This window comes from Phycicoccus sp. Soil748, from assembly GCF_001428025.1.
GTDB lineage: Bacteria > Actinomycetota > Actinomycetes > Actinomycetales > Dermatophilaceae > Pedococcus.
Genome location: NZ_LMSC01000006.1, coordinates 77740 through 95648 on the forward strand (window position 1 = coordinate 77740; position 17909 = coordinate 95648).

At 71.9% G+C, this 17909-nt stretch carries 17 protein-coding genes and 2 pseudogenes; 12 read left to right on the plus strand and 7 right to left on the minus strand.

The annotated features are described in order from the left end of the window. Positions 1–26 precede the first annotated feature (26 nt). Positions 27–710: pseudogene (gene nadE, locus ASG70_RS19850) on the plus strand (NAD(+) synthase); the annotation flags it as partial. Between the two features lie 123 nt (positions 711–833). Here the strand turns inward: nadE and ASG70_RS05335 are convergent. Continuing rightward, positions 834–1613 (minus strand): annotated as a pseudogene (locus tag ASG70_RS05335) (aldo/keto reductase); the annotation flags it as partial. 163 nt (positions 1614–1776) lie between these two features. On the opposite strand from ASG70_RS05335, the gene ASG70_RS05340 reads away from it, so the two are divergent. Both ASG70_RS05340 and ASG70_RS05345 read left to right on the plus strand, forming a co-directional pair. Continuing rightward, positions 1777–2031, plus strand: a complete 255-nt coding sequence (locus ASG70_RS05340) for a DUF3072 domain-containing protein (protein ID WP_056882827.1) — start codon at positions 1777–1779, stop codon at positions 2029–2031. 46 nt (positions 2032–2077) lie between these two features. Beyond that, positions 2078–2641 (plus strand): NYN domain-containing protein, encoded by a 564-nt coding sequence (locus tag ASG70_RS05345; protein WP_056882828.1) that lies wholly within the window; start codon positions 2078–2080, stop codon positions 2639–2641. A gap of 28 nt (positions 2642–2669) precedes the next feature. Here the strand turns inward: ASG70_RS05345 and ASG70_RS05350 are convergent, their stop codons facing one another. Both ASG70_RS05350 and soxR read right to left on the minus strand, forming a co-directional pair. After that, positions 2670–3185 carry a hypothetical protein gene (locus ASG70_RS05350; protein WP_056882829.1) on the minus strand — a complete coding sequence of 172 codons (516 nt, stop codon included), beginning with the start codon at positions 3183–3185 and terminating at the stop codon, positions 2670–2672. 1023 nt (positions 3186–4208) lie between these two features. Then, positions 4209–4676, minus strand: a complete 468-nt coding sequence (gene soxR / locus ASG70_RS05360) for a redox-sensitive transcriptional activator SoxR (protein WP_056882830.1) — start codon at positions 4674–4676, stop codon at positions 4209–4211. A gap of 141 nt (positions 4677–4817) precedes the next feature. Here soxR and ASG70_RS05365 point away from each other — a divergent pair, with 141 nt between their 5' ends. Beyond that, complete coding sequence (locus ASG70_RS05365; protein WP_056882831.1) at positions 4818–6347, plus strand: MDR family MFS transporter; 1530 nt, start codon at positions 4818–4820, stop codon at positions 6345–6347. A gap of 21 nt (positions 6348–6368) precedes the next feature. Beyond that, the gene (locus ASG70_RS05370; protein WP_056882832.1) at positions 6369–6872 is read left to right on the plus strand and encodes a DinB family protein; all 504 of its coding nucleotides are present in this window, start codon (positions 6369–6371) and stop codon (positions 6870–6872) included. 34 nt (positions 6873–6906) lie between these two features. Here the strand turns inward: ASG70_RS05370 and ASG70_RS05375 are convergent, their stop codons facing one another. Continuing rightward, positions 6907–7683, minus strand: coding sequence for a fructosamine kinase family protein (locus ASG70_RS05375; protein ID WP_235531353.1), 777 nt, complete (start codon positions 7681–7683; stop codon positions 6907–6909). A gap of 125 nt (positions 7684–7808) precedes the next feature. Here ASG70_RS05375 and ASG70_RS05380 point away from each other — a divergent pair, with 125 nt between their 5' ends. The 4 genes from ASG70_RS05380 (at position 7809) to ASG70_RS05395 (ending at position 11916) form a co-directional block, all read left to right on the plus strand. Further along, entirely contained in the window at positions 7809–9035 is a 1227-nt protein-coding gene (locus ASG70_RS05380) for an endonuclease (protein WP_056882833.1), read from the plus strand. A gap of 62 nt (positions 9036–9097) precedes the next feature. Next, on the plus strand, positions 9098–9895 hold the full coding sequence (locus ASG70_RS05385; RefSeq protein ID WP_056882834.1) for a GAF and ANTAR domain-containing protein: 798 nt from the start codon (positions 9098–9100) through the stop codon (positions 9893–9895). A gap of 82 nt (positions 9896–9977) precedes the next feature. Further along, entirely contained in the window at positions 9978–10769 is a 792-nt protein-coding gene (locus ASG70_RS05390) for a DsbA family protein (protein WP_056882835.1), read from the plus strand. Positions 10770–10836: 67 nt separating this feature from the next. Continuing rightward, complete coding sequence (locus tag ASG70_RS05395; RefSeq protein WP_056882836.1) at positions 10837–11916, plus strand: App1 family protein; 1080 nt, start codon at positions 10837–10839, stop codon at positions 11914–11916. On the opposite strand, the gene ASG70_RS05400 is transcribed toward ASG70_RS05395, so the two are convergent. Next, on the minus strand, positions 11913–13358 hold the full coding sequence (locus ASG70_RS05400) for an MFS transporter (protein ID WP_235531354.1): 1446 nt from the start codon (positions 13356–13358) through the stop codon (positions 11913–11915). The genes ASG70_RS05395 and ASG70_RS05400 overlap by 4 nt on opposite strands. Positions 13359–13395: 37 nt before the next feature. Between ASG70_RS05400 and ASG70_RS05405 the strand changes: the two genes are divergently transcribed. After that, positions 13396–14256 (plus strand): Fpg/Nei family DNA glycosylase, encoded by an 861-nt coding sequence (locus tag ASG70_RS05405; protein WP_056882837.1) that lies wholly within the window; start codon positions 13396–13398, stop codon positions 14254–14256. A gap of 9 nt (positions 14257–14265) precedes the next feature. On the opposite strand, the gene ASG70_RS19600 is transcribed toward ASG70_RS05405, so the two are convergent. Together ASG70_RS19600 and ASG70_RS05410 are read right to left on the minus strand one after the other, a co-directional pair. Next, entirely contained in the window at positions 14266–14424 is a 159-nt protein-coding gene (locus tag ASG70_RS19600; protein WP_200949202.1) for a hypothetical protein, read from the minus strand. Between the two features lie 78 nt (positions 14425–14502). Then, positions 14503–15594, minus strand: a complete 1092-nt coding sequence (locus ASG70_RS05410; RefSeq protein WP_056882838.1) for a LacI family DNA-binding transcriptional regulator — start codon at positions 15592–15594, stop codon at positions 14503–14505. A gap of 285 nt (positions 15595–15879) precedes the next feature. Here ASG70_RS05410 and ASG70_RS05415 point away from each other — a divergent pair, with 285 nt between their 5' ends. Both ASG70_RS05415 and ASG70_RS05420 read left to right on the plus strand, forming a co-directional pair. Then, positions 15880–16878, plus strand: a complete 999-nt coding sequence (locus tag ASG70_RS05415) for an SIS domain-containing protein (RefSeq protein WP_056882839.1) — start codon at positions 15880–15882, stop codon at positions 16876–16878. A 2-nt stretch (positions 16879–16880) separates the two neighbouring features. Beyond that, entirely contained in the window at positions 16881–17906 is a 1026-nt protein-coding gene (locus ASG70_RS05420; protein WP_235531355.1) for an SIS domain-containing protein, read from the plus strand. Positions 17907–17909: the final 3 nt, after the last annotated feature.

Consider the following 17909-nt stretch of genomic DNA (forward strand, 5'->3'; position numbering starts at 1 on the left):
ACCCGGCGGGCGACGGCGAGCCGGTNCTACGACGTGACCTTCGAGAACGTCCAGGCCGGTCTGCGCACCGACTACCTCTTCCGGGCGGCCAACCAGCGCGGTGGGATCGTCCTCGGCACCGGCGACCTGTCCGAGCTGGCGCTGGGCTGGTGCACCTACGGCGTGGGCGACCAGATGTCGCACTACGGCGTCAATGCCGGCATCCCGAAGACCTTGATCCAGCACCTGATCCGCTGGGTCGTGTCGAGCGGCCAGTTCGAGGGCGAGGTCAACGACACCCTGCTCGAGATCGTCGACCAGGAGATCAGCCCCGAGCTGGTCCCGGCCGCCGAGGGCGAGAAGATGCAGTCCACCGAGGACATGGTCGGGCCGTACGCCCTGCAGGACTTCACGCTCTACCACGTGCTGCGGTGGGGTTTCCGGCCCAGCAAGATCGCCTTCCTCGCGATGCACGCGTGGGCTGACGTCGCGGCGGGCGACTGGCCGGCGGGGTACCCCGAGAGCCGCCGCACGGCGTACGGCCTGCCCACCATCCGGCACTGGATGGAGGTCTTCCTCGAGCGGTTCTTCGGCAACCAGTTCAAGCGGTCGGCGCTGCCCAACGGGCCGAAGGTGGTGGCCGGTGGCTCGCTGTCGCCGCGCGGTGACTGGCGCATGCCGTCGGACGCCTCCGCGCGCGCCTGGCTGGACGAGCTCGACGCAGGGGTGCCNNCCGGACCTGAACCGGTCCGGGGCACCCCTGCGACGTCGGTCAGCTGCCGTCGAGGGCTGCCAGCTCGTCGTCGGACAGCTTGAGGTCGGCTGCCTTGACCGAGTCCTCGATCGAGGTCGGNCCGCGACGCCCCGGGGATCGGGATGACGACGTCGGCGAGCGACAGCTCCCACGCCAGCGCCACCTGCTGCGGGCTCACGTCGTGGGCCTTGGCGACCTCGGCGAACGCGGAGTGGTTGCTCCCCAGCTCCGCGGCGTTGGAGATGCCGCCGAGCGGGCTCCACGGCAGGAACGCGATCCCGAGCTCGGCACAGTGCTCGAGCTCACCGCGGCTGGACAGGAACTTCGGCGAGAACTGGTTCTGCACCGACACCAGGCGACCGCCGAGGATCTTCTGGCTGAGGTCGATCTGCTCCACGTTCGCGTTGGAGATGCCGGCGCGGACGATCACGCCCTCGTCGAGCAGGTCGCGGATCGCGCCGACCGACTCCTCGTAGGGGACGTCGGGGTCCGGGCGGTGGAACTGGTAGAGCCCGATCGCCTCGACCTCGAGACGGCGGGCCGACTCCTTGGCCGCCTGCTTGAGGTACTCGGGGCGGCCGTTGAGGGTCCACGACCCGTCGCCGGGGCGCAGGTGTCCGCCCTTGGTCGCGACGACGACGGCCGAGGTGTCGCCACCCCAAGACTTCAGCGCCTTGGCGATGAGCGACTCGTTGTGGCCGACCTCGCCGGCGTCGCGGTGGTAGGCGTCGGCCGTGTCGACGAGGGTGACCCCGGCCTCGAGCGCCGCGTGGATGGTCCGGACCGAACGCTCCTCGTCGGGCCGGCCCTCGATCGACATGGGCATGCCACCCAGACCGATGGCGCTGACCTGGATGTCGCCGAGCGTGCGTTGCTGCATGGGCTTCCTTTCGTGGAGGGGCTCGTCAACGCTAGGTCGGTATGCCGCGGGGTGCCCACTCGAACGCCGCCCGCCCGTCACCGGCGCGCCCGCCCACCGGCGGAGCGTGCGGCCCCCACCCCCTCCACGTGCGCAGCAGGCGGACCGCACGTATGTTCGAACCATGAGCAACGACAACGCACTCCGTGACGACGAGCCCCAGCAGGACACCATCGGTGCGACCGAGCCGGTCGGCGACCCTGCGCTGGAGAAGGACCCGTCCGACTGGGTCAGCGGCGACGACCCGATGACCGAGAGCCAGAAGAGCTACCTCGACACCCTCGCCAAGCAGGCCGGTGAGGAGCTGCCGGCAGACCTGACCAAGGCGGAGGCGTCCCAGCACATCGACCGCCTCCGCGGCGGCGGGGATGGCGCGTAGGGCGAGCGCCCACGCGGGGGCGCCGCGACCGCATACAGTCGAGCCCATGGCCGACCACGCTCAGCGGACGACGTACGTGCTCGTCGACGGCGAGAACATCGACGCGACGCTGGGCACCTCGATCCTGTCGCGGCGCCCACAGCCCGACGAGCGGCCGCGCTGGGACCGGCTGCTCAACTTCGCCACCGAGGAGTGGGACCAGCCGGCCAAGGGACTGTTCTTCCTCGCGGCCAACGGCGACCTGCCGATGGGGTTCATCCAGGCGCTGCTGGCGATGGAGTACCGGCCGGTCCCGCTGTCGGGCCGACCGCACGAGAAGGTCGTCGACATCGCGATCCAGCGCACCATCGAGGCGCTCAAGGCCCGCGACGCCGACGTCATGCTGGTCAGCCACGACAGCGACTTCGTCCCCCAGCTCGGCGACCTGTGCGACGGCCGCCGGATCGGCCTCATCGGGTTCCTGGAGTTCCGCAGCAAGGCGTTCGTCGAGCTCGAGAGCCGCGGCCTGGAGTTCTTCGACCTCGAGTACGACGTCGACGCGTTCACCGCGCGGCTGCCGCGGGTGCGCATCATCCCGATCGACGAGTTCGACCCCTTCGACTTCCTGTAGGCCTCGCCCGGCGGGCAGCCCGCAGGCTTCAGGAGCGGGTGGGGAACACCCCGGTCGTGATCCAGCTGCAGGCCCGGTGGACGGCGTCCCACGGGTCGCTGCCCAGCGTCGTGGTGAACCGCTCGACGCGCGACTGCGGGTCGTAGAGGTCGGCCGTCCACTCCCCGCCCTTGGCGCCCACGGTCAGGGTGGCGCGGCGCAGGAGGGTGCACGAGGTGATCTCGACCGTCATGGCGCCGCCCGCGCCGAGGTCGCGGCGGATGCCGAACGCGTGGCCGTCGATGATGTCGGTGCACCGTGCCGCCTCGGTGGCCCGTGCCCGTGCGCGGTCGTACTGCGCCTGGGTCACGTTGCCGAACGACAGCGCCAGCGCCGAGCGGGCGGCCGACAGTCCCGAGACGGTGCGTGCCCGGCCGGCGTCCTCGCGAGCGGCCTCGCAGGCCATCCAGGTCCGGGTCACGTCGGCGGCGAGCTGCTCGCGCATCCCCGGGGCCGCGTGCGCGACGTACCAGGCGTTGTCGTAGATGCGTTCGATGACGGTCATGTGCTGACCTCTCTCCACCCTCGGGTGCGGCCCCCACCTGCGGGGCCGGCTGCTGCTCGGTACTGGTGTCGGGAGGCCCCTGCCGGCGTGTCCTACGCGGCGTCTGGCGGGGGCTCCCCGACACCTCCAATGGTCGGGAGCAGCGGCCGCCGGCACATCGGGCACCGGAGGGCAGGCGTTCTCCACCACGCGGTGGAGCGGTGCGGCGCGGACGCCTCCGTTTGGTCCCGGTTGGGGTCGCGAGACGGCCGCTGAACAGGCCCCTCGTCGCGGTCGACAGGCCCTCACCGAGTCGACGTCGCGCACCTCTGGCGCGTCGGGGGAGGCGAGGCGCATAGTGGACGGACCGGCGGGGNCGGTGCTGTCCGCCGGAAAGCACCGAAACCCGCGCAAGGGCGCCTGCTTCATGGAGATGGCGTCGTTCCTGGCCGGGGAGCGGTGGAGCGACCACCCGGCCTGCACGCACCCGCTGCTGGCCACCATGGCCCGGCTGGTCAACGACTCGCTCACCGACCTCGACCGGCCTCGCATCGTCGGGTTGATCCCTGACGTCGTCGGGCTCACCGGCGACGACCTCGGGCTCGACGTGGCCATCGCCGTGCACGCCGCCGCAGCCGCGCTCCCGGTCGCCCCCGTGGCCCGCCAGAACGTCATGGCCGTCGGCCTGCTCACCTGCCGCCACCTGGCTGCCGACCTGCCGGGTCCGCGCGACGACCTGCTGCGGATCTGCGACGAGGCGTTCGCGCAGGCGCCCGAGGCCCACGCGTGGGCGCTGCGCTACGCCCGCGACACCCGCGTCAGCGAGCGGGTGTTCCGTCGCCAGACGGCTCCCCACGTGGTCGCCTACGCCGTGGAGGGTATTGCGGTCGCGTGCGTCCCCGACGCGGTGGACCGGCTCGTGGCCCTGCTCGCCACGACCATCCGCGACACCCGGGCCCGCGTGGACCGCCTGGCCGGTGCCGCCGACCAGGTCGCCGAGCAGGTCGCCGAGCAGGCTGCCGCGAGGCCGTCGGTGGCGCCCCGTCAGCTCGTCGGGCGGCGCAGCAGCCTCGGGAGGTAGGCCGCGCCCGGCGCGTCCTCGGAGTCGGCCGCCTTGTCCGCGGGGTTGGAGATGGCGCACTGCTTGAGGGACAGGCAGCCACAGCCGATGCAGGAGTCGAGCTTGTCGCGCAGGGCCTCGAGGGCGGCCACCTGCTCGTCGAGCCGGGACCGCCAGTCCACCGAGATGCGGTGCCAGTCCGACTTGGTCGGCGTGCGCCCCGAGGGCAGTCGTGCGAGCTCGGCGCGGACCTCCTCCAGCGCGAGGCCGACGTTGCTCGCGGCGCGGATGAAGGCGAGCCGCCGCAGGACGCTGCGCGCATACCGGCGCTGGCCCCCGGCGGTGCGCGTCGCCTCGATGAGTCCCTGGGCCTCGTAGTAGCGCAGCGCCGACGGCGCGAAGCCGCTGCGGTGCGCCACCTCCGAGACCGTCAGCACGTCGTCCGGCTCCACGGTGGTCGCCCCTTCCGTCGGCTAGAACCTCAAGTTCGCTCGAGGTCTGAGTGTGCGCTGTCCCTGCCCGGCGAGCAAGGCCGACCTCGGGGAGGCAGGGTCGCGGAATACGCGGGCGCTGTCGGGGAGTTGGCGCTTGACGTGACCCACGACACCGCCACGACCACCAGCAGGAGCGCGGTCGGCCTGCGCAGCGAACGCGGACCCGTGCTGCTCGCGGTGATGCTCTGCACCGCCCTCGTGGCGATCGACGCGACGATCCTCGCGGCCGCCGTGCCGGCGGTCGTCAGCGACCTCGGCGGTTTCTCGCAGTTCCCGTGGCTGTTCTCGATCTACCTGCTGGCCCAGGCGGTGTCGGTGCCGATCTACGGCAAGCTCGCCGACAGCCTCGGCCGCAAGCCGGTGATGCTCGTGGGCATCGCGCTGTTCCTGCTCGGCTCCATCCTCTGCGGGGCGGCGTGGACCATGCCGCTGCTCATCGCCTCCCGGGTCGTCCAGGGCCTCGGCGCCGGCGCGGTGATGCCCATGTCGATCACGATCATCGGCGACATCTACTCCGTGGAGGAGCGCGCCCGGGTCCAGGGCTTCATCGCCAGCGTGTGGGGCATCGCCTCGATCGTCGGTCCCACGCTGGGTGGCGTCTTCTCGGAGTACGTGTCGTGGCGCTGGATCTTCTTCGTCAACCTCCCCATCGGCGCGATCGCGACCGTGATGCTGTTGCGCGGGTTCCACGAGAGCATCGAGCGCAAGCGCCACCGCATCGACTACGCGGGGGCTGCCCTGCTCGCCGGCGGTGTATCCCTGCTCATCCTCGCGCTGCTCGAGGGCGGCCGGTCGTGGGAGTGGCTGTCCCCCACCGGCATCGGCATCGTCGTGGCCAGCGTGGTGCTGCTCGTGGGTTTCCTCTTCGTCGAGAAGCGGGCGCCCGAGCCGATCCTGCCGCTGTGGGTGTTCACCCGGCGGGTGCTCGTCGGCGCCAACGCCGCGTCCCTGGTCATCGGCGCCGTGCTGATCGGCCTCACCTCCTACGTCCCCACCTTCGCCCAGGGGGTCCTCGGCTTCGGTGCGCTGCTGTCCGGCCTGGCCCTCGGCGCCATGACCATTGGCTGGCCCCTGGCCGCCGCGTCGGCCGGGCGGATCTACATGCGCTTCGGGTTCCGCAACACCTCGTTCCTCGGGGTCGCGTTCGTCGTCCTCGGCAGCGCCCTGCTGCTGCTCGTCGACGCCCGCACCAGCCTGTGGACCATCGCCGCCTTCACGTTCCTCGTCGGGGTGGGCCTGGGGTATGCGTCGGTGCCGACGCTCGTGGCCGTCCAGTCCTCCGTCGACTGGGACCGCCGTGGCGTGGTGACGGCGACCAACCTCTTCGCCCGGTCGGTCGGCAGCGCCATCGGCGTCGCGGTCTTCGGGGCGATCGCCAACGCGACCCTGTCGCGCGACTTCGCCAGGCCCCCGGCAGGCGCGACCGGCCCGCTGCCCAAGACCGCGGACGACGCCGCTGTCGTGCTCGGTGGCGGCACCGGCGTGAGCGCCACCGTGCGTGACTTCGTCCGCGAGGCGCTGACCGGCGCCACGCACCAGGTCTTCCTCGGCGTGGTCGTCCTCGCGGTCGCGATGGTGCTGGCGGTGCTCGTGATGCCGCGGCGCACAGAGCCCCTGCGCTTCGACTGACGCCGACCTACCATCGAAGGCATGACTCCTGCCGAGCTCCTGGCCGACGCCTTCACCCGCATCCGCGAGGGGGTCGAGCGCGTCGTCGACGGCCTCGACGCCGACCAGCTCGCCCAGCGGCCGGCCGACGACGCCAACACGGTCGGCTGGCTCGTGTGGCACCTGTCGCGCGTGCAGGACGACCACGTCGCCGACGCCGCCGGGCTGGAGCAGGTGTGGACCTCCGGAGGCTGGCACGAGCGCCTCGGCCTGCCGTTCGAGGCCGCCGAGACGGGGTACGGCCACTCCGCCGAGCAGGTCGCCCAGGTCCGTGGCGTCGACGCCGACCAGCTCCTGGGCTACCTCGACGCGGTCCACCAGCAGACGCTCGCCTACGTCGAGGGGCTGTCCCCCGAGGACCTCGACCGCGTCGTCGACCGCCACTGGGACCCGCCGGTGACCCTCGGCGTCCGGCTGGTCAGTGTCGTCAACGACGACACCCAGCACCTCGGACAGGCGGCGTACGCGCGGGGCCTGCTGGGCTGACCCCGGAGCTGACCCCCTCGGCCGACGGGGCGTGTCAGCGGTAGCGGCGGGCCAGCTCGACGGCGCGGTGGGCGTAGTCGCCGCCGAACAGCACCGCGTGCACCATGAGCGGGTGCAGCTGGTGCAGGGCCACCCGGCGCGGCCACTCGGCGTCGAGCCGGTGCTGCGACAGGTAGCCGCCGATGACGAAGTCCCAGTGGGGGCACCCGAACAGCGCCAGCATCGCCAGGTCGGTCTCCCGGTGGCCGCCGTGCGCGGCCGGGTCGATGAGGACGCCTCCCTTGGCCGTCCACGCGATGTTGCCCGACCACAGGTCGCCGTGGATGCGGGCCGCAGGCGCCCCGTCGTCGAACTCGCCCCTCGTCAGCCGCCGGGCCACCGCCTCGAACACCGCGACGTCGTGCCGGTGCCACAGCCCCTGGTCACGGCCGAGCGCCAGCATGGCGAGGACCCGCTGCTCGGCGAAGAACTCGCCCCACGACTGCGTCGGTCGCAGCTGCAGCGGCAGCAGTGACGTCGCCGGCCCGAGGTAGCCGTCGCCCTCCCACCCGTCCGGCGCGCTCCCGTACGCCGCCGCGCCGGCGTCGTGGGTCCGCGCCAGCCCCGCGCCGAACGCCTCGGCCATCTGCGGGTCGGGGTTGACGAACGACAGACGCCGCAGGTCGAGGTGGTCCTCCGCCACGTCCACCACCTCGACGACCGGTGCCCCGCCCGGCGCGGACGCCAGCCACCCGAGCCCGCTGGCCTCCCAGCGGAAGTAGCCGTCGGGCGCGGAGGTGCTGCCCTTGCGGAACACCTCGTCGCCGGCCACGCGCCCATCCTCGCCGACGGGCGCGCGGAAGGGGGCTCGCGCGATACGGGATCTTTGCCAACCCCGGTCCGTGCCCATACGCAGCGTTCGCCCGGCGTATGCCGTGGTGCTGCCATGTTTCGTCCATGCCACAGCAGCTCACCCTCCGCGTGCGGCCACGGCTCGCCCTCGTCGCCGTCCTCCTGCTCCTCGCCTTCGTCGGAGCCACGGCCCGCACCGCCACCGCGGCGACCCCGCTGACGGTCTCCCAGGCCATCGCCACGCAGAACAACAGCGTGCAGACGGTGCGCGGCTACATCGTCGGGGAGCCGGTGGCGACGACCACCGTGAACCGCAGCGGCTTCACCGACGACCTGGCGATCGCGCTCGCGGACAGCGCGGGCGAGACGAGCACGTCGAAGATGGTCTACGTCCAGCTGACGTCGTCGTGGCGCTCGACGTGGGGCCTGCGGACCCACCCCGCCAACATGGGCAAGCAGGTCGACGTCACCGGCACGCTGACCGCGTACTTCGCGCACCCGGGGCTCAAGTCGCCGACCGCGATCGCCGCAGTCGGCGCGACGCCGCCCCCGACGACGACCACGACCAGCCCCACGTCGACGACGACCTCGCCGACCACGTCCCCGACGACGTCGCCAAGCCCCACCGGGACCACGGGGCCGTACGACAGCACCTACTACGCCAACGCCATCGGCAAGAGCGGCAGCGCCCTGCGGACGTCGTTGCACTCGATCATCAGGAGCCAGACGGTACTGACGTACGACCAGGTCTGGGCGGCGCTCAAGGACACCGACCAGGACCCGAACAACGCCAACAACGTCATCGAGATCTACTCAGGCCGCTCGATCGCCAAGTCCGACAACGGCGGTGGCGTCGACCAGTGGAACCGCGAGCACGTGTGGGCCAAGAGCCACGGCGACTTCGGGACCGCCAACGGCCCCGGCACCGACGTGCACCACCTGCGGCCCGAGGACGTCACGGTCAACAGCACCCGCGGCAACCTCGACTTCGACAACGGCGGCGCGGCCGTCAGCCAGTGCAGCGACTGCTTCAGCGACAGCGACTCGTTCGAGCCGCGTGACGCGGTCAAGGGCGACGTCGCCCGGATGATCTTCTACATGGCGATCCGCTACGAGGGCGACGACGGCTGGCCCAACCTCGAGCCCAACAACAGCGTCGCCAACGGCACCGCCCCCTACATCGGCAAGCTGTCGGTGCTCAAGGCGTGGAGCGCCGGGGACCCGCCGGACGCGTTCGAGAAGCGGAGGAACCAGGTCATCTACGACACCTGGCAGCACAACCGCAACCCGTTCGTCGACCACCCCGAGTGGGTTGGGTCGATCTGGCCCTGAACGGGGGTCTACCTGCGGGTACGGTGAGGGTCGAGCAGCTCGATCCCCGCGGAGGAGTACCCATGGTCGACCAGGCCACCAACACCGTCGTGCCCAACGACGACGACGTCGCAGCCGCTGCGGAGCTGCACGAGACCGCGGGGTCGCGCAGCCTCGACGCGGCCGCGCGGCTCATGGACCAGCTGTCGGGCAACCTCGACGGCGTCGAGGACCTCACGCCCTACCTCGAGCGGCTCGTGCAGGCCGTCAACGCCAACATCGACGGCTGCGACTCCGTCGGCGTCACCGTGGTCATGGAGGACCGGCCGCGGACCGCGGCGTACACCACCGCCGCGACGCTCGAGATCGACGCGGTGCAGTACGCCGTGGGCGACGGGCCGTGCCTCGACGCGTTCCGCAACGGCCGGGAGAACCTCGTGGACTTCACCGGTGGCGAGGAGCGCTGGCCGGCGTTCATCCAGGGCTGCGACCCCGGTGAGGTCCAGACGCTGCTCGCCCTGCCGCTGATCTCGGCCGACCGCCGGTACGGCGCGCTCAACCTCTACGGCAACGCCCGGCACGCCTTCGACCACACCGAGCGGCGGCTCGCGCGGATGGCCGCCACCCGCGCCGCTGACGCCCTCGCCGCCGCGGTGACCTTGGCCGGTGCGCGCGCCGTGGCCGGGCAGATGGAGCAGGCGATGGCCAGCCGTGCCGTCATCGAGCAGGCCAAGGGCATCCTCATGGCGCGCCACTCGATCGACGAGATGGTGGCGTTCGAGCTCCTCCGCCGGCAGTCCCAGGAGCAGAACCTCAAGCTGCGCGTGCTCGCCAGCCAGCTGGTCTCCGAGGTCCGCTCTACCCGATCTGAGGCGATGTGAGCTAGTCTGTGGGGCACCTGAAGCAACCGGGTTTGGCCGATCGGCCATCCGGTTGCTTTTTTTAGTGCCCTGGAGGGTGCAGATGAGAGGTCCACACCGCTCCTGCAAGTACGGAGCAGAACGCCACCACGTCCCGCACACCTCACCGTCGCCCTGGTGCGACATCCACAGCCGCTCTCGCCGCGTCGAGCTCGGGCTCAGCCGCCCGCAGGAGCGGGCCCGTGACGGCTTCCCCGCCGTCCCCGGTGCCGGCGGCGTCGACGCCAGCACCCTGCTCGTCTACATCATGGACGTCTACGACCCCTGGTCCTACGCCTACCTGCCGTCGGTGAGCGCCGTGCTCAGCGCCGCGTGCAGCCTCGTCGACGTCGAGATCGTCCACGCGGGTCACCTGGCGGCGGACGGCCTCGGCTCGTTCGCGGCGGATGTCGACGCCGTCCGCGGGTCCACGGACGCCCGCTTCGGCGCGGACTTCCTGTCCGCGGTGCGGTCCGGTTCGCTCGTGGTCGACGCCGAAGCTGCTGCCGCCGGGGTCATCGCCCTGCTCGCGGCCGAGCAGATGCCGGTGTCGACCGTCCTCGGCGCGGTGCAGCACGAGTTCTTCGTCTGCGGCCAGCCGCTCGAGGCGCCCGGCGTCCTGGGCCGGGTCGCGACCAACCTCGGGCTCGACGCCCAGGCCATCGAGCTGTTCGCCGCCTCGGCCCGCGCGCACGAGCTGGCGGTCGAGGACTTCGCCGTCGCCCGAGACCTCAACATCGGTGGCCGCCCGTTGCTGCTGGCCAGCCGGGGTGACCGGCTGTTCGAGTTCGACGGCCTCGGCGCCTCGAGCCAGCGGCTCGTCGACCAGTTCCGGACGGTGCTCGCCCGCCCCTGACGTCGTGAGGTCGGTGTCACGCGGCTCGGGCAGGGTGCCGAACCCGGTGAGGCCGTAGGGTCGTCGCATGGCCCGCCCCCACGCCGCTGCAATCGTCGAGGACGCCTGGCACCGCCGGCTCGACGCCGTGCTCCGCGGCCGTGGCTGGGGCACCCGGGTCGTGGCCCACACGGGGTACGGGTCGGAGGAGTTCGCCCGCGTCATGGGGCGCGTGCTGCTCACCCGCCGCCCAGACGTGGAGGCGTCCGCCGACGCCGGGGCGCCCACCGTGCAGCTGCGGTGCGCCGAGGACGAGCGCCGCGGGTGGCGTGCGTTCATCACCGCCCCGGCCATGGACGTGCCGGTCACGGTGAGCATCGGCGGCAAGACCATCCACACGCGCAGCGACCGCAGCGGCTACATCGACGTGCGGGTCAAGGGACACGGTCTCGAGCCCGGCTGGCACGAGGCGCGGCTGTCCGCGCTCGGCGCCGAGGAGGTGACCGCGGCGGTGGTCGTGGTCTCCTCGACACAGACGGTCGGCCTCATCTCCGACATCGACGACACCGTCATCTCGACCTCCCTGCCCCGGCCGATGATCGCCGCGTGGAACACGTTCGTGAAGAACGAGAACGCCCGCCACGTCGTCCCCGGCATGGCGACGATGTACCGCGCGCTGCTCGAGGAGCACCCCGGCGCCCCGATGGTCTACCTCTCGACCGGGGCCTGGAACACCGCGCCGACGCTGACCCGGTTCCTGCGCCGGCACGGCTACCCCGCGGGCCCGTTGCTGCTGACCGACTGGGGACCGACCAACACCGGGTGGTTCCGCTCGGGCCAGGACCACAAGCGGTCGTGCCTGCACCGGTTGGCCAACGAGTTCCCGTCGATCCGGTGGGTGCTCATCGGCGACGACGGGCAGCACGACCCCCGGATCTACGGCGAGTTCGCCGAGCAGCGCCCCGACCGGGTGGCCGCCGTCGCGATCCGCGAGCTGACCCCCAGCGAGCAGGTGCTCTCGCACGGCATCCCGGTCTCGCTGGAGGAGTTCGAGCCGATGCGTGAGCGCCACGAGGTCCCGGTGCTGCGGGCGGGCGACGGTTACGGGCTGCTGCCGCAGGTGGAGCACGTCCTGGGGGTCCTGGGCGAGTCACCCTCCCAGGGCTAGCGCGCCGTCAGGTCGAGGTGCGGCTGTGCGGCGCAGGCGGGTTCGCGGCGCTCACGGCCCACGGCCAGGCCCACCGCGGTGACGACCGCGCCCAGCGCGACCAGGGCGGCCGAGACCAGCATCGCGGCACGGTAGGCGGGAGCGAGCAGGGCCGGGTCGGCGTACGCCGCTCCCCCGAGGCCCACCAGCGGCGGGAGCGCGGCGATCGCGACGAGGCCGGCCGTGCGGGACACGGCGTTGTTGACGCCGCTCGCGGTGCCGGCGAGCTCGTCCGGGGCTGCGGCGAGGACGGTCCCGGTCAGCGGCGCCACGGTCATCGACAGCCCCAGCCCGACGAGCGTCATGCCGGGCAGGACGTGCAGGAGGTAGGACGGGTGGCGCGGTGCGAACGCGAGCAGGGCGAACCCGGCGCCCGCCACGAGGGTGCCGCCGACCATGTAGCGGCGCGGCCCGTGCCGGGTGGCGAGGCCGCCGAACCTGCTGGCCAGGAGCAGCATCATCGCGCTCAGCGGCAGGGTCGCGGCGCCGGCGGCCAGTGCCGACCAGCCACCCGAGACCTGGAGGAAGAGGACGACGAACAGCAGCGCCGCGGAGAGCCCCGCGTAGACCAGGAGGGTGACGATGTTGACCGCAGTGAAGACGCGGTTGGCGAAGAGCCGCGGAGGCACGAGGGGGTGGGCCGTACGGCGCTCGCGTCGGACGAAGGCGGCGATCGCCGCGAGCCCCACGACGCCGGCGCCGATCGAGACGATCCCGGGATGCTCGGGGGCGACGGTCAGGGCGTAGGTGAGGCCGCCGAGACCGGCAGCCGCAAGGACCACCCCGAGGGCGTCGAAGGAGTGGTCGGCCCCGGCGTTGCGGGACTCCGGCACCGCCCTCGTGGCCAGCACGATGACGGCAGCGCACAGCGGGACGTTGAGCCAGAAGGCCCAGCGCCAGTCCAGGTCGACGAGCCACCCGCCGACGACGGGCCCTGAGGCCGAGGCGACGCCGAGCAGCCCAGTCCACGCGCCGATGGCCGCCATCCGGTCGTCGGGGTGGAACGACGCCTGCAGGATGGCGAGGCTGCCGGGCACCAGGAGTGCAGCTCCCACGCCCTGCACGGCACGGGCCGCGACCAGCAGCTCGATCGAGGGCGAGAGGGCGCATGCGATCGAGGCGAGGCCGAAGGCGGCGACGCCGACGGCATACACGCGCCGCCGGCCGAACCGGTCGCCGAGCGAGCCGCCGAGCAGGATGAGCGCCGCGAGGGTCAGGGCGTAGGCGTTGACCACCCACTGCAGGCCGGAGAGCTCCGCGCCCAGCTCACGGCCGATGGTCGGCAGGGCGACGTTGACGACGGTGCCGTCGAGCAGGGCGATGCCGCTGCCGAGGATGGTGGTGGTGAGGACGAGGCGCGCGCGGTGGGTGCCCATCCGCAGCGGCTCGGTGCTCGCGATCACCGGGACATCGTCGCACCGTGTGGGTCACAATGGGCCGGTGCCGGAGCTGCCCGAGGTCCAGGCGCTCGTCGACTTCCTCGCCGAGCGGGTCGTCGGGCTGGCGGTGACCGGGGTCGAGCTGGGGTCGTTCTCGGTGCTCAAGACGTTCGACCCGCCGCCGCAGTCGCTGACCGGGGTGCCGGTCGACGCGGTGTCGCGGCACGGCAAGTTCGTCGACCTGGACTGCGACGGGGTGCACCTGATCTTCCACCTCGCCCGGGCGGGATGGCTGCGGTGGTCGGACGCGCTGCCCGACACCGTGCTGCGGCCGGGCAAGTCGCCGATCGCCCTGCGCGCGCGGTTCTCCGACGGGTCCGGGCTCGACCTCACCGAGGCGGGCACGAAGAAGCGGCTCGCTGCCTACCTGGTGCGCGACCCCGACGCCGTGCCGGGCATCGCCTCGCTCGGGCCGGACCCCCTGTCGCCCGACTTCACCCGCGAGGCGTTCGGCGAGCTGCTCGACGGGCGGAGGTCGCAGATCAAGGGGCTGATCCGCGACCAGGGATTCATCGCCGGCATCGGCAACGCCTACTCCGACGAGATCCTCCACGTCGCGAAGATGTCACCCTTCGCGCTCGCGTCCAGCCTGTCGCCCGGCGACGTCGACCGCCTGTATGCCGCGATGCAGGACACCCTCTCGGCGGCCGTCGCCGCTGCGTCGGGCAAGCCGGCGAAGGAGCTCAAGGACGCCAAGCGCGCGGGGATGCGCGTGCACGGCAGGACCGGGGAGACGTGCCCCGTGTGCGGTGACGTCGTGCGGGAGGTGTCGTTCGCGGACTCGTCCCTGCAGTACTGCGCGACCTGCCAGACCGGCGGCAAGCCGCTGGCCGACCGCCGGATGTCCCGCCTGCTGAAGTAGGCGAGCGGGCTAGTTCTCCGTGTAGCGCGGGTCGTCCTGGGCGTCGGTGTGCGCGCCCACTCCCTCGTCGGCCGGCTCGGTGGCCTCGTCGGTCTGCTGGTCCTCGAGGGTCTCCTGCTCCTCCTCGGGACTCATCCGGATGCTGGCCTCGCCCGGTGTCTCGCTCATGTGGTCTCCGTTCCCTCTTGGCGTCGGCTCCTGCTGACGTTCCGCTCCCATCATGGTGCCGCCGGACCGCCCAGCAGGTCAGGAAGGGCGCCTCGGACCGACGGAGGCACGCTCGATGAGCGTGGTGGGAAGCCGCCGGTGTGCCACCGCACCGCCTGATCCCTCGATGCGTGACAGCAGCAACCGGCACGCCGCCACACCGATCTCGTAGGTCGGCTGGGCGACGACGGTCAGTGCCGGACTCACGACGTCCGCCCACTCTGCGTCGTCGAAACCCAGCAGCGACACGTCCTCGGGGCAACGGACCCCCGCACGGGAGAGGGCATGGAAAGCGCCGAGTGACTGCATGGCGTCGAACGCCAGGATGGCCGTGGGCGGGCGGTCCAGCGCCAAGAGCCGGGATGTCTCTGCCTCCCCGTCCTCGCGACGGTAGCCGCCAGAAGAGATCAGCTCGGGCCGGATCGCGACCCCGGCCGCCGCCATCGCGTCACGGAACCCGGCCGCTCGAGCGCCGACGGTAGTCGCCGACACCCGCTCGACGCCGCGCATGTCAGGGCGCAGCATCCGTTCGAGCATCGCAGGTGTGCCGCCGGTGACGATCGCGATGTCGCGGTGCCCGCGGTCCAGCAGGTGCTGGGTGGCGAGCCGCGCCGCCTTGCGGTTGTCGATCCCCACCGTGTCGGCCTGGACGCCCGCGACACTGCGGTCCAGCAGGACCACCGGGATCCCCGCCGCGATGACCTCCTTGAGGTGGGCCCTGTCCCCGCCGTCAGCCGGGCACACCACCAGGCCGTCGACCCTCCGCTCGGTCATCACCCGGACGGCGGTCTCCTCCTTGTCCAGCTCCTCGTCGGTGTTGGCCAGCAGCACCTCGAAACCCTGCGCCCGCGCCGTGTCGGCGATGCCCCGCAGGGAGCGGCGGAAGAAGGGGTTCTCGATGTCGGACAGGACGACGCCCAGGGTCCGGGTCGAGCCCGTGATCATGCTGCGGGCAAGGATGTTGGCGCGGTAGCCGAGACGCTCCGCTGCGGCCAGAACGAGCTCGCGCGTGCTCTCGCGGACCGAGCCGTAGCCACCGAGGGCCCTGGCGGCTGTCGCCGTCGAGACCCCCGCCTCCCGGGCCACGTCATCGACCGTCGCGATGCTGCGCGGCTCGATGCTCTTGCTCACGTCGCTCCTTCGATCCCGTCTCGTACCAACGAAATCCGGGTGTGCGAATGGTCATGACGCGAGTACGGGGCCCACGCGCCGAGGAGGGTTCGGGGGGTGGGACGCAGCTCGCGCCCACCAACACCTGGCCTGACCCTAGCCGGTGCCGGATCTGGGTGCGCGACCGGCCGGGAGAAATATCCGAGACACCTCTTGACGGATCCGCATGCTGGTTGAGAACGTTCTCACACGCAGTTGAGAACGTTATCAATGCGAGCCCATCGCGGACAGGAACCAGGAGCACCCATGACCGAAACCCTCCCCCTCAAGCCGATCGACGCCGACATCGTCGACAAGCTGACCGCCACGGTCGCCGAGCGCAGCGCGGTTGCCGACGTCGTCCGCGACGTCGTGGCGCGCGGCCTGCGCAACGTGTACTTCGTCGGGGCCGGTGGCTCGATCATCTGCAGCTACCCGGCCCACTACCTGCTCCAGCAGAGGGCGTCGTTCCCGGCGTTCCAGCTGCAGAGCGACGAGCTGAACACCGCGGTGCCGGCTCTCATGGGTCCCGGCTCGCTGGTCGTGCTGGCCTCCTACACGGGCACCACCAAGGAGACGGTGGCCGCGGCCAAGACGGCCAAGGGCACCGGCGCGACGGTGATCGCGGCGGCCAAGGAGGGCAGCCCCCTCGCCGAGGCTGCCGACGCTGCCTTCACCGGCAAGAGCGACCTCTTCGAGCTCGTCGTGGCCTACGAGCTCCTTGCCGCCACCGGCGCCGACCTGGACGGCGACGCGGTGGACAAGGCCCTCGCCGCGCTGCCGGCTGCCGTGCGACACGCGGTGGAGCAGGCAGAGCCCCAGCTCGCCGACATCGCGGAGGCGTTCAAGGACGAGCCGATCACCTACGTCCTCGGCTCCGGACCGAGCTACGGCTGGGCCTACGGCCTGGCCATGTGCTTCCTGCAGGAGATGCAGTGGAAGCACGCCGCGGCCTTCAACTCGGGCGAGTTCTTCCAAGGCGCCTTCGAGATGGTCGACGACGACACCGCCGTCCTGCTGTGGGTCGGCGACGACGCCTCGCGTCCCATGGGCGAGCGCGCCAAGAGCTTCCTCGACCGGTACTGCAAGAAGGCGCAGTACGTCGACGTGCGCGACCTCGAGCTGCCCGGCATCCCCGAGTCCGTCCGGGGCGACGTCTCCCCGATCGTGGTGGGAGCTCTGGCCAACCGCCTCGCGCAGCACTACGAGTCGGTGCGCGGTCACGACCTCGAGACGCGCCGCTACATGTTCAAGGTCGAGTACTGAGCATGGCCACCGACCTGCTCAACTTCGACCCGGCGCGCTACCTGCGCATCCAGTCGGGAGCCGTCGGTCTCGCCGAGCAGATCGATGGCGTGGTCGCTGACGCCCTCGGCTCCGGCGTGACCAAGGTGGTCTTCGCCGGGGCCGGCGGCGCCGGCATCCTGATGCAGCCCGCGGCCGACCTGTTGCGTGACCGTTCGACCTTCAGGGCCGAGGTCGTGCTTCCGGCGGAGCTCGTGGTGACCGACCCTGCCTGGCTCGGGCGTGACACCCTCGTGGTGATCCCGTCGCTCTCGGGCACGACGGCCGAGAGCATCGCCGCCCTCGACCACGTCAAGGCCGCCGGAGCGCGGGTGCTGGTCCTGACCGGGCACGAGGGCACGCCGCTGGCGACGAAGGCCGACGTCAGCCTGGTGAACTTCGCCGAGGACGACACGTCCTGCGAGTCGTTCTACCTCCAGTCGCTCCTGTTGGCCCTGTCGGTCATGGCGCGCACCAGTGCCCTGGACGACCACGCCGCCGTCGTCGCCGAGCTGGAGCGACTGCCCGCGCTGCTCCTCGAGGCCAAGGCCGCCTTTGAAGGTCAGGCTCTCATTCTCGCCGAGGCGATCGCGGCCGACAGCTGGCACATCGTCACGGGGTCAGGCACCACGTGGCCCGAGGCCTTCTACTACGGCATGTGCATCCTCGAGGAGATGCAGTGGATCCGGACGCGTCCGGTCCACGCCTCTGACTTCTTCCACGGCACGCTCGAGCTGGTGGAGCCCGGCACCAGCCTGCTCCTGCTCAAGGGCGAGGACGCCACCCGGCCACTCGTCGACCGGGTGGAGCGCTTCGTGTCCGGGCTCACCGACAAGGTGCTCGTCCTCGACGCGGCACAGGTGGAGCTGCCGGGGATCTCCCCAGCCACGCGGGCGCTGGTGTCCCCGGTGGTCCTGGCCGCCCTGCTCGAGCGGGTCAGCGCCCACCTCGAGGTGCTGCGCGACCACCCGCTCACGACCCGCCGCTACTACCGCCGCATGGCGTACTGAAGG